This is a genomic window from Propioniciclava sp. (genome assembly GCF_029977985.1).
GTDB lineage: Bacteria > Actinomycetota > Actinomycetes > Propionibacteriales > Propionibacteriaceae > Propioniciclava.
Map to the genome: position 1 here is coordinate 23509 of NZ_JARKOT010000200.1, position 11598 is coordinate 35106.

The window sequence follows — 11598 nt, forward strand, 5'->3', positions numbered from 1 at the left end:
CTCATCGTTCCACAAGCGTGGACGCCGGGTCTGCCAGACTGCACACCGTGAACGCTCCCCGCACGCTGCTGTTGGACACGGCGTCGTTGTACTTCCGCGCCTACCACGGGCTGCCCGATTCGCTGGTCGGTGCGGACGGGCGTCCGGTCAACGCTGTCCGCGGCCTGCTCGACTTCATCGCCCGGTTCGTGACCGAGTACGCCCCCGACCGGCTGGCGTGCTGTTGGGACGACGACTGGCGGCCGGCCTGGCGCGTCGACCTCGTACCCACCTACAAGGCGCACCGCGTCGCGCACGGCAACGTCGAGCAGGTGCCCGAGGCGCTGACCGCGCAGGTGCCCCTCATCCGTGGGGTGCTCGACGCCTTGGGTCTCGCCGTCGTCGGGGTGCCCGGCTACGAGGCCGACGACGTGATCGCCACGCTGGCCGCCGGGGCGCCCGGACCGGTCGACGTGGTCACCGGCGACCGCGACCTGTTCCAGTTGGTCTCCGACGCCGACGGCGTCCGGGTGCTCTACGTGGCCCGGGGCGTCGCGAAGCACGAGCGGGTGGACGACGCCTGGCTGTCGGCCAAGTACGGCATCACGGGGGCCGGCTACGTGGACTTCGCCGTGCTGCGCGGCGACCCCTCCGACGGGCTACCGGGGGTGAAGGGGATCGGGGAGAAGACGGCGGCGTCCTTGGTGGCCCGTTACGGCGATCTCGACGGCATCCTCGCCGCCCGCGACCGGCTGTCCCCCGCCGTGGCCCGCGCGCTGGGGGCGTCCATCGACTACCTCGGCCCCGCCAGCGAGGTCGTCCGGGCCGCCCGCGACCTCGACCTCGGGACGCCGGATCTCACCCTTCCTTCGTCCCCGGCCCGGCCCGAGGAGTTCGCCCAGCTCGCTGAGTTGCTCAACCTCGGCGGGAGCGCGGAACGCATCCTGAAGGCCCTCCGGGAGCACTGATCCACGCCGGATAGGTGCAGAAACGCCGCTTCGGCCGGGAAGTACGCCGGATAGGTGCCAATACTCCGGGTCTGCGCGGCGTATGTGCACCTAAGCGGCGTCGCTGGAATTGAAGTCGCCACGAACCTCACCCAACCCGGGGTTATCCCCAGAAATGCGTGTCATCCACAGGTCACGAAACTCGTTCGGCGATTTCGTCCTCGGGGATGCTTGGCTGACCGCATGGATGACTGGATTCTGCGGCACACCGAACAACTGCGTGCGGATGGCTGGAGCAAACGCGACCTCGACAACGCCCTCAAGGCCGGCACGCTCGCGCGGGTGGTGCGCGGGGTGATCCGGACGGGTGGCGAGGTGGCTCAAGAAGCAGCGCACCTGGTGCGGGCGCGCGCGGTGCTGATGCGCCAGAGCACCAGTGTGCTCTCCCACGAGAGCGCCGCCTTGGTGCACCGTCTCCCGATCCGGCTGGTCGACCCACCCCTCGTCCATCTCACCGCAGCCCCGCCCGCGCACGCCCGGGTTCGCTCGGGCTACCACGTGCACGTCGCCCCGCTCGAGGCCGACGATCTGGTCACCGTCAACGGTCTGCGCGTGACCTCCGTGGCGCGCACCGTCGCCGATGTGGCCCGTTCGGCTCCCTACGCCTGGGGAGTCGCCATGGCTGACCGCGGTCTCGCCCGCCGCATTACCCGGGAGGAACTGCTGGCGCGGGCCGAGTCCGTCGGGAAGAGGACGGGTGCCGGGCGGGTTCGGCAGGTCATTGCCTTCGCCGATGCCCGCGCCGAATCCCCGGCCGAGTCGGCGAGCAGGGTCACGATGGCCCGGGCCGGCCTGCCCGCCCCCACCCTTCAGTTCGAGGTCAGGGACGCCGCTGGTTGGCTCGCCACCTGCGACTTCGCCTGGGAGGAGCACCGGGTGGTCGGTGAGGTCGACGGCAAGGCGAAGTTCGGGCGTCTCCTCAAGGCGGGCGACACCCCCGAGGACGCCGCCCATCGACAGGTCATGAGGGACGAGGCACTGCGCCAGGCGGGATGGTGGCCGTGCCACTGGTCCTGGGAGGAGGCGTGGGACGTCCGCAAGCTGACCACGAAGCTCGAAGGGGCCTTCCGCGCGGCGGAGAACTTGCCCCGCTGAGTGGTGCCGGCGGCTTCGGGGCCCCCTTCAACTCCAGCGACAATTTCAGCGACGCCGCTTGGGCGCACGTACGCCGCGTCTGCGCGGCATACGTGCGCTTAGGCGGCGTACTTCCCGGCGGAAGCGGCGCTTCTGCACCCAAGCGGCGTTTCAGCACCCATCCGGCGTGCATCAGCCCGCGGACTGCGGGCACAGCACGTACACTGCTGCCCCGGCGGCCAGGTTGGGGATGCGGCCGTACATGCGGAGGCGGCGTCCGGTCTGGGTGTAGGTGAACCGGCGCTCGATGGTGAGACCCTGACGGGCGAAGAGGTCCTCCAGATCGGCCAGCGTGGTGAACCGGAGGTTGGGCGTCTCGTACCACGGGTACGGGAGTTCCTTGCTCACCGGCATCCGACCCCGCAGGAGGCGCAGCCGGTTCCGGTAGTAGCCGAAGTTCGGCACCGACACGATGAGCCGCTCCCCCACGCGCGCCATGCCGGCGAGCACGCGGGCGGGTTCGAGCATCGTCTGCAGGGTGCGCGACAGCACGACCCAGTCGTAGGAGCGGTCGGCCAGGTCGTCGAGCGCGGCCGGAATGTCGCGTTCCAGCACGGGAACCCCCCGCCGGATCGCCGCCAGCACGGCGTTCGGGTCGATCTCGACACCCGTGCCCGCGCAGCCCTTCTCGTCGATCAGCTGGCGCAGCAGATCGCCCTGGCCGCAGCCGAGGTCCAACACCCGGGACGCCACAGGGATCTGGTCGGCGACGAGGGCGAGGTCAGGACGCAGGAACGCGCTCACACGCCCACCTCCAGGGCCCGGTCGAAGAACGCCCGCAGCGTCGCATGATAGGTCGGGTCGGCCAGCAGGAACGAGTCGTGCCCGAACGAGCTGTGGATCTCGCGGAACGTCACCGGGAGGCCCGCGTGCTCGAGCCGGTTGACGATCCGCAGCGAGTGCGCCGTCGAGAAGCGCCAGTCCGAGTCGAACGACACCACCAGGTAGTTCACTGGCCGGGCGACCACGGCGTCGAGGACGCCCACGCGCGCGAAGGGGTCGAAGTAGTCCATCGACCGGCTCAGGTAGAGGTAGCTGAGCGCGTCGAAGCGCTCCAGGAACGCCTGACCCTGGTGGTCGAGGTAGCTCTCCACGGCGAAGTCGATGCCGAAGCCCGGCCGGTGCGCATCGAACTGCGGGTTGCGGCCGAACTTCTCGGTGAACGCGTCCTCCGAGAGGTACGTGATGTGCGCCATCATGCGCGCGATCGACAGTCCCGTGTCCGGGTTGACGCCGGCGGCGGCGTACTGGCCCTCCCGGAAGTCACGGTCGTCGGTGATGGCGCGGCGTCCCACCGCGGAGAAGGCGATGTTCTGCGCCGTCAGGCGGCTCGATGCCGCCACCACGAGCGCGTTCGCCACCTCCTCGGGGTGCTCGAGCGACCACTGGAGCACCTGCATACCACCGAGCGATCCGCCGAGGGCGGCCAGGAGCCGTCGGATCCCCAGCTGACCGCACAGCGCCCGGTGCACGGCCACGAAGTCCTCCATGACGAGCAGCGGGAAGTCGAGCCCCCACGCTCGGCCCGTCGCGGGGTTGACCGACGAGGGCCCCGTCGTGCCCTGGCAGCCGCCGAGCAGGTTGGCGCAGACGACGAAGAACCGATCGGTGTCGAGCGGCTTGCCCGGCCCGATCAGGTTGTCCCACCAGCCCGCACGCCGATCCCCCGCATGCCAGCCCGCCGCGTGTGCGTCGCCGGTGAGCGCGTGACAGATGTAGACGGCGTTCGCACCGGCGGCGTCCAAGCGGCCGTAGGTCTCGTACGCCACCTCGACGTCGCGCAACTCGCCCCCGTGGGTCAGCCGCAGGGGTGCGTCGGTGAAGAGCCGGACCGTCCGGGTCTGGACCAGGCCGACCGAGTCGGGGGCGTCGTGCGGGGTCACGCAGACAGCGCCCGGTCCAGGTCGGCGATGAGGTCGTCGGCGTTCTCGATGCCGATGCTCAATCGGACGCCCTCCGGCGCCACCCCGGCGTCCACCAGTTCGGACTCGCTGAGCTGGCTGTGCGTCGTGGTCGCGCTGTGGATGGCGAGGCTCTTCGCGTCGCCGATGTTGGCCAGGTGGCTGAAGAGTCCGAGGGCCTCGATGAACCGGGAGCCGCCCTCGCGGCCGCTCTTCAGGCCGAAACTCACCAGGCCGCCGTAGCCGCGACCCTCCAGGACCCGGTTGGCGACGTCGTGGTAGCGGTCGCCCGGCAGGCCCGGGTACTGCACCCAGGCGACCCGTTCGTCGGCGGCCAGGAACTCGGCCACCGCCAGCGCGTTCGCGCTGTGGCGTTCCATGCGCAGGTGCAGGGTCTCGAGCCCCAGCAAGATCTGGAAGGCGTTGAACGGCGACAGGGTTGCCCCCGTGTTCCGGAGCATGACCGTCCGCGCCCGGGTGATGAACGCGGCCGGGCCGGCGGCGTCCGTCCACACGACCCCGTGGTAGGCGCCGTCCGGGCCCGTCAGGTTGCCGAAGCGTTCGGCGTGCGCGGCCCAGTCGAAGGAGCCGGCGTCGACGATGACCCCGCCCATCGTCGTCCCGTTGCCGCCGAAGTACTTCGTGGCCGCGTGGACGACGATGTCGGCGCCGTGGTCGACGACCTGGCACAGGTAGGGCGTCGGCACGGTGTTGTCGATGATGAGCGGCAGCCCGAGCGCGTGCGCGGCCTGCGCCCAAGCCGGCACGTCGAGCACGTTCAGCGCCGGGTTGCCGACGGATTCGGCGAAGACGCACTTCGTCCGCGCGTCGACGATCGCGGCGAGGCCGGCGGGATCCTCCGGGTCGACGAACCGCGTCTCGATGCCGAACTGCGGCAGCGTGTGCGCGAACAGGGCGTAGGTGCCGCCGTACAGCTTCGCCGACGCGACGATGTTGTCGCCGGCGCTGGCCAGCGTCATCACCGCGTAGGTGATCGCGGACGCCCCGGACGCCGTCACCAACGACGACAACCCGCCCTCGAGCGCCGTCACGCGCTCTTCGAGCACCGCGTTCGTCGGGTTCATGATGCGCGTGTAGATGTTGCCCGGCCGGCGCAGCGCGAAGAGGTCGGCGGCGTGCTGGGTGTCGTCGAACACGTAGCTGGTCGTCTGGTAGATCGGCACGGCACGGGCGTTCGTCGTCGGGTCGGCGGACTCCTGCCCGGCGTGCACGGCAAGGGTCTCGAAGCGGCGTTCGGTCGTCACTGGTCCTCCACGGGTGCTGGCTCGCGGGTAAGGGTATCCGCGGAGAAGGGGAACCGTTCCACGATCTCGTAGCGGTTGGTGCGGTCGGTCAGGTGCGACTCGATGAGCAGCAGTTCGGTCGCCTCCCAACCGGGGGCGTCGAACGTGTCGAGCACGGTGAGCAAGCGGCGCACGTCGACCTTCCGGTGGGCCCGCGCCAGCGTCAGGTGGGGCGTGAACGCGGCCCCGTCGGTCCGGACGCCTGCGTGCCCGGCCGCGTTCCGCGATCGCACGGCCAGCGAGGCCAGGTCGGACGCCCCCTGCGTCACCCCGAGCCAGAGGTGACGGGCGGCGTCCGGGCTGCCGAAGACGCCACCCCGGCCGAGCTGCAACCCGAACGGCCGGGTTCGGGACGCCGCCGACGTCAGTCCCTCGACCAGGCGGTCGAGATGGCGATCGCCCACGGCGGCCATGAAGGCGGTGGTGAGGTGCCACGTCTCCGGCTGCGTCCAACGGAGGCGGGTCTCGGCTTCGCGCCGAGGCACGAGGAAGGCGTCCAACTCCTCGACGAGCGCGGGCGGGGGGACGATGGCGGTGAACAGGCGGGCACCCATGACGGGCCAGCCTAGGGCACAACGTATTCGTGCGAGATGTGAACAAATCGCTATCTGCGCACGGTGTGGCGTCTGCGCGCGGCTGCGAAACTGGAGCATCAACAGCCGGCGACAGGGGCGTCACCGGGCCGAACGAGGAGGTTTGGATGCGATTCAGGACACTGGTGGCCGCGGGCATCGCCGGGCTCTTGGTGCTGGCGGGGTGTTCGTCCCCGAGCACGACCACGACCGCTCCCACCGGGGGCACGACCACGTAGGCGACGGACGGCGGCTCCGGTGGTGCGGGCGGAGAAGTGGGCGTCTTCACGTGGTGGGCCGAGGGCTCGGAGAAGCTGGGCCTGGGCGAGTTGGAGAAGCTGTTCAAGGAGGAGTACCCCAACGACACCTTCGTCAAGCTGGCCGTCGCGGGCGGCGCGGGGTCCAACGCGAAGGCGAGGCTCGAGGCCGACCTCAACAACAACAATCCGCCGGACTCGTTCCAGGGCCACGCGGGCGCGGAGCTCTTCGACTACATCCAGGCCGGCCAACTGCAGCCCGTCAACGACGTGATCGAGGGCCTCGGCGGCTCGGCGGTGTTCCCGCAGGACCTGCTCGATCTCATCACGGTCGACGGCAACATCTACTCGGTGCCCTCCAACGTCCACCGCTCGAACATGGTGTGGGTCAACCCGGCCGTGCTCGAGAAGGCCGGCCTCGGCAAGGAAGCTCCCGCCGATCTCGACGCCTGGATCGCCGACATGGAGAAGCTGAAGGCAGCCGGCGTCGAGACGCCGCTCGCGGTGGCGACCGCCCCGTGGACGCAGCTCCATCTCTTCGAGAGCGTCCTGCTGAGCGAGCTGGGTGCCGACCAGTACAACGCCTTGTTCACCGACGGCGACTGGAACGCGCCCGAGGTGAAGGCCGCGGCCGAGAAGTTCGGCACGCTCCTCTCCTACGCCAACACCGGCGGCGCCGACGACTGGCCGGCCGCAACCGACATGGTCATCGACGGGCGTGCCGCCTACAACGTGATGGGCGACTGGGCGGTCGCGCAGTTCGCCTCGCGTGACATCGCCGAGGCCGACTACGCCTACTCGCCGACGCCGGGCACCGACGGCACCTTCTTGTTCCTCGCCGACTCGTTCACCCTGCCCGTCGGCGCGAAGAACCCCGACGGCGCCAAGGACTGGCTGAACCTCGTCGGATCCGCCGAAGGCCAGCAGGCGTTCAACATCGCGAAGGGCTCCATCCCGGCCCGCACCGACGTGCCCGCCAGTGCCTTCCCGACCTACCAGCAGTCGGCCATGGAGTCGTTCACCAACGACACCATCGCCTCGTCCATCACCCACGGTGCCGCCGTGGAGACGGCGTGGAGCGCCGACATCACCACTGCCGTCTCTCGGTTCGCGAGCGACCGGAACGTGGACGGCTTCGTGTCCGCGCTCGCCACGGCCGCGCAGGCGAACCGCTGATCGGCCTGTTCGGGGAAGGAGGCTCCGGACGCCGCCGGCGTCCGGGGCCTTCTCCCGGCTGACGAGGGGAAGAAGATCTGTGCGGAACAAGTGGCAGGGGCTGGCGATGGTCGCCCCGTCGATCCTGTTGGTGATCGTGTTCGTGTACGGCCTCATCGGCCGCAACGTGGCGACGTCGTTCGAGCGGGTCACGCAGCGCACGCTCGCCGGCAACGAGAAGGTGGTGAGCGAGGGTGGGCTCGCCAACTACGCCAACCTGCTCGGGGACGAGCGCTATCAGCACGCCCTGTGGAACCTGCTCGTGCTCACCGTCGTGTTCGTGGGCGGCACGATGGTCTTCGGCATCCTGTGGGCCCTGTTGCTCGAAAAGGGAGTGACCGCGGAGGGGTTCTTCCGCTCGGTCTACCTGTTCCCGATGGCCGTGTCGTTCATCGCGTCCGGCACCGTGTGGAAGTGGCTGCTCTCCCCCGGTATCGGCGACCACGAGGCGATCGGCCTCAACCGTCTCTTCCTCAACCTCGGCTTGCCCGGGCTGCAGAGCCGGTGGTGGTCGGATCCGGGAGCGTTCAACATGGCGGCCATGGCGCTGCCCGCGGTGTGGCAGTTGTCCGGGTACGTGATGGCGCTCTTCCTCGCGGGCTTCCGCGGTATCTCGGAGGACCAGCGGGAGGCGGCGCGCGTCGACGGCGCGAGCGAGTGGCAGATCTACCGGCACGTGCTGTTCCCGCAGCTCACCCCCATCGCCCTCTCGGCGCTCATCATCATCGGCCACATGTCGATGAAGACGTTCGACCTCATCTACGCCATCGCCGGCCAGAACAACTTCATCGCCGACGTGCCCGCCACGCTGATGTGGGTGCAGCTCTTCCAGCAGCGAAACGCGCCCATGGCCGCGGCGAACGCGACGATCCTGCTGCTCATCGTGGCGGTGGTCGTCGTGCCCTACCTCGTCTACACCAACCGCACCGAGAGGGTGGCCAAGCGATGACCGCCGTTGTTGCCGACCGGACCGACGTGAGCCCACGGCCGCGGCGTCGCGCGGCGACGCCCGGCCAACTCACATGGCGTTCGATCCGCATGGCGCTGCTCATCTTGTTCGCGGCGCTCGTGCTCATGCCGATCTACGTGGTTCTCGTGACCAGCTTCAAGGCCCCTGCCGACTTCACCGTCACCGGCGCCTGGGACCTGCCGGCCCGTTTCAGCACCACCGGGTGGGTCGCCGCCTGGCAGGCCCTGGCGCCGGCGCTGGTGCGGTCTTTGGCGCTCGGCGTCGTGGCTGCCGTGGTGTCGTCCTTCCTCGGGTCGATGAACGGCTTCGTGTTCAGCAAGTGGCAGTTCCCCGGGGCCAACGTCGTGTTCACGATGTTCCTGTTCGGCATGTTCATCCCCTACCAGGCCGTCATGATCCCGCTGCAGCAGCTGATGATCGCGATGAACTCCTCGCTGCCGTTCCTGACCGGCATCCCGACGCTGATCATCGCCCACACGATCTACGGCATCCCCATCTGCACGCTCATCTTCCGCAACTACTACGCCGCCGCCGTGCCGGACGAGATCCTCGAGGCGGCCCGGGTCGACGGCGCCGGCATGTGGCGGATCTTCTCCTCGATCGTGCTTCCCGTCTCGGCGCCTGCTTTCGTCGTGACCCTCATCTGGCAGTTCACGTCCGCCTGGAACGACTTCCTGTTCGCGCTCTTCCTCACCGACCGCAACACCGGACCAGTGACCTATGCGCTGCAGGAGTTGGCGTCCGCCCAGAACCCCGACTACTCGCGCATGATGGCGGGCGTGCTCGTCGCGTCCTTCCCGACGTTGCTGGTCAACTTCTTCCTGGGCCGGTACTTCGTGCGCGGCCTCATGAGCGGGTCGGTCAAGTAGGGCTGCGCCGGCGGCGTCCGGGCCGTGTGGGAGAATCGGGGCGACGAAAGGACACCCATGGGAACCCTCGAGGACCGACTCCACGGCGACATGGTGGCAGCCATGAAGGCGCGCGACACCACGCTCACCACCACCTTGCGCATGGCGATCGCCGCGCTGAAGAACGAGAAGGTGGCGGGCAAGGAGGCTCGCGAGCTGTCCGAGGACGACGAGGTGAAGGTGCTCCAGCGCGAGGTGCGCACGCGCAAGGACTCGGCGCAGGCCTACACCGACGGCGGGCGTCCGGAACTCGCGGCCAAGGAGCTCGCCGAGGCCGACGTGATCGGTGCCTACCTGCCCGCCATGCTCGCGGACGCCGACCTGGACGCCCTCGTCGCGGAGGAGGTGACCGCCGCCGAGGCGGCCGCCGGCGAGAAGCCGACGATGCGCCAGATGGGCCAGATCATCAAGGCCGTCAACGCGCGCGCCGCCGGGCGCGCCGAGGGGTCGGCGATCGCGGCCCGGGTGAAGGCCGCCCTGGCCTGATAGGACGAGGGCCCCAGGGGGCACTGACAGGGCGACGCCCAGGGCTTCCGCGGTGCGGGGTTCGTTGGTGGAGTGGAGTTCATCACCGAACTGAGGATCATCCGCGACACGACCACCTGCATCTGCGGGTCCGATCTGTAGGCATACCGCGGGATCGAGACCCTCGACCAGCCACGGCAGTTCGGCCACGAGTACCTGGGCGTCGTCAGGAACTCCCCCTTGCCCGACGCTGCGGAGGGCTACCAGGCCATGGACGAGCGCCGCGCCATCAAGGTGCTGCTCACGCTCGACCGAGTTCTGGCCTCACCAACCGACGCCGGTGTGCTCGGCGAGCTTCACGAGGAGTTCGTCCTGGACGCCGGCGTCGGCCGTCTGCGGGTGCGGGTCCTGGCGGCGGCGGTGGTGCCAGTACCCCCCGGAGCCGTGAGCGGCGGCGTCCGGGCCGGCGGCGAGCCACGCCTGGGTGCGCCAGCCGTCGTCGAGGTCGTCGGGGGCCCCGGTGCCGCCCATCTTGGTGGGGACCCAGCCGGGGTCGACGGCGTTGGCGAGGATGTCGAGGCGCAGGCGGGCCAGGGCGAGCATCAGGGCGGTGACGAGGAACTTCGAGTCCGAGTAGGACGCGGCGTCCGGGTGGGCGAAGTCGTAGCGGTCGATCTTCGGCGAACCGCCCCGATGCATGCTGCTGCTGAGGTAGACGTGGCGGCCGGCGTCCGGCAGAAGGGCGGTGAGTAGGTAGGGGGCGACGACGTTCACCGAGAGGACGGGCCCGTCCAGCACGCCGGCGTTGTGGATCACCGAGTCCGGCTGGCCGAGCCGGTTGACCTGCTCCGCGATGCCGCGGACCTCGTCCTGGTCGGACAGATCGCCATGGACGCCGCGGGCGCCGGCGTCCAGTAGGTCCTGGCAGGCGCTCAGCCGCGCTAGGTTGCGGGCGTGGACGATGACGTCGTGCCCCCCGGCGAGCAGCGCTTGCGCGGCGAGGCGTCCCAGACCGTCGGAGGAACCCGTGATGAGGATCGAAGCCATGCCGTCAGCCTAGACAACCGGCCGCGGGACGAAACGGCGGGGAGCGCTCCCCATGCCCTTCGTCGGTGGGCGGTTCTAGGCTGGCGTCACCACCCCACAGACAGGAGCAGACACATGACGATGGTCGGAGCGGACGTCGCGGAGCTACGGCACGTGGGCAGCGCCCCGGATCGTTGTTCACAGCGCTTGGTGGCGATCCGCGGGGCGTTGACGCGGGGACTCCCTCCTCGCCCTGGCGCGGTGGGGACGCGCAGAGGTTCCGGCAGCGCTGGAACGCGTAACTCGCTCCACGACTCACGGTGACCGCGGACACACGCGCGGCGGCCGCCCGGACCCTGGCGGCTGAGGCCGACGAACAGGAGCGGGCGTCCGAATCGGGCGGCAGCCGGCTGGGCGGGTCGGCCGGCAGCGCCGGCGGGCGGTCGGGCGACGCCTCCCCCAGACCGCTGAACTCGCAAACGAACACTCGCTCCTGCTCGTTCCCGAAGCCGGGCACACGAGCGCCATCACAACAGCCTGATCTGAAGGGTGCGGGGCCCCGAAGGGGGCAGTCTTCAGGAAGCGTCACCACCGTGACTGGGAGTCCGACGCAACAACAGCGGTGACCTGGAGTTGAGTCCGGCAGAGTGGTGTACGACCCGGTGATCTGAACCGTGTCGCTCCGGACGTGGGGGCGGTCATCGGGTGATTCTTCGAGAGATCTCTCACAACCGATCGAAGAAGGGCACCAACGATGACCGCTGTTTCCAGTATCGACGACCCTGCCCTGTTCCTGAACACGCTGCTCGGTCAGTCCTCCCCGGACCTGCTCCGGAAGCTGTTGGAGGGGTTCGTGAACA

10 protein-coding genes and 1 pseudogene are annotated in these 11598 nt (G+C 69.6%); 6 read left to right on the plus strand and 5 right to left on the minus strand.

What is annotated here, in order from left to right; genetic code table 11:
- The first annotated feature begins 47 nt into the window (after window positions 1-47).
- Together Q1K57_RS11895 and Q1K57_RS11900 are read left to right on the plus strand one after the other, a co-directional pair.
- A complete protein-coding gene (locus tag Q1K57_RS11895) occupies window positions 48-947 on the plus strand; it encodes a 5'-3' exonuclease (protein WP_300082861.1) in 900 nt (299 codons plus the stop codon).
- A gap of 222 nt (window positions 948-1169) precedes the next feature.
- A complete protein-coding gene (locus tag Q1K57_RS11900) occupies window positions 1170-2081 on the plus strand; it encodes a hypothetical protein (protein WP_300082864.1) in 912 nt (303 codons plus the stop codon).
- Window positions 2082-2252: 171 nt separating this feature from the next.
- Here Q1K57_RS11900 and metW read toward each other — a convergent pair whose 3' ends face one another.
- The 4 genes from metW to thpR are packed head-to-tail and all read right to left on the minus strand — an operon-like array spanning window position 2253 to window position 5879.
- Window positions 2253-2864 (minus strand): methionine biosynthesis protein MetW, encoded by a 612-nt coding sequence (gene metW, locus Q1K57_RS11905; RefSeq protein ID WP_300082867.1) that lies wholly within the window; start codon window positions 2862-2864, stop codon window positions 2253-2255.
- Complete coding sequence (locus tag Q1K57_RS11910) at window positions 2861-4003, minus strand: homoserine O-acetyltransferase (RefSeq protein ID WP_300082872.1); 1143 nt, start codon at window positions 4001-4003, stop codon at window positions 2861-2863. Before Q1K57_RS11910 ends, metW begins: the two co-directional genes overlap by 4 nt.
- Entirely contained in the window at window positions 4000-5286 is a 1287-nt protein-coding gene (locus Q1K57_RS11915) for an O-acetylhomoserine aminocarboxypropyltransferase/cysteine synthase family protein (RefSeq protein ID WP_300082875.1), read from the minus strand. Before Q1K57_RS11915 ends, Q1K57_RS11910 begins: the two co-directional genes overlap by 4 nt.
- Entirely contained in the window at window positions 5283-5879 is a 597-nt protein-coding gene (gene thpR, locus Q1K57_RS11920) for an RNA 2',3'-cyclic phosphodiesterase (RefSeq protein WP_300082878.1), read from the minus strand. The genes Q1K57_RS11915 and thpR overlap by 4 nt, the downstream gene beginning before the upstream one ends.
- A 146-nt stretch (window positions 5880-6025) precedes the next feature.
- On the opposite strand from thpR, the pseudogene Q1K57_RS11925 reads away from it, so the two are divergent.
- From Q1K57_RS11925 to Q1K57_RS11940, 4 genes and pseudogenes are all read left to right on the plus strand, one after another.
- Window positions 6026-7330: pseudogene (locus Q1K57_RS11925) on the plus strand (extracellular solute-binding protein).
- 106 nt (window positions 7331-7436) lie between these two features.
- Entirely contained in the window at window positions 7437-8318 is an 882-nt protein-coding gene (locus Q1K57_RS11930; protein WP_300082893.1) for a sugar ABC transporter permease, read from the plus strand.
- Window positions 8315-9208, plus strand: a complete 894-nt coding sequence (locus Q1K57_RS11935; RefSeq protein ID WP_300082881.1) for a carbohydrate ABC transporter permease — start codon at window positions 8315-8317, stop codon at window positions 9206-9208. Before Q1K57_RS11930 ends, Q1K57_RS11935 begins: the two co-directional genes overlap by 4 nt.
- 57 nt (window positions 9209-9265) lie before the next feature.
- Complete coding sequence (locus tag Q1K57_RS11940) at window positions 9266-9733, plus strand: GatB/YqeY domain-containing protein (RefSeq protein WP_300082884.1); 468 nt, start codon at window positions 9266-9268, stop codon at window positions 9731-9733.
- 303 nt (window positions 9734-10036) lie between these two features.
- On the opposite strand, the gene Q1K57_RS11945 is transcribed toward Q1K57_RS11940, so the two are convergent.
- Complete coding sequence (locus Q1K57_RS11945) at window positions 10037-10759, minus strand: SDR family NAD(P)-dependent oxidoreductase (protein ID WP_300082887.1); 723 nt, start codon at window positions 10757-10759, stop codon at window positions 10037-10039.
- Between the last annotated feature and the right edge of the window lie 839 nt (window positions 10760-11598).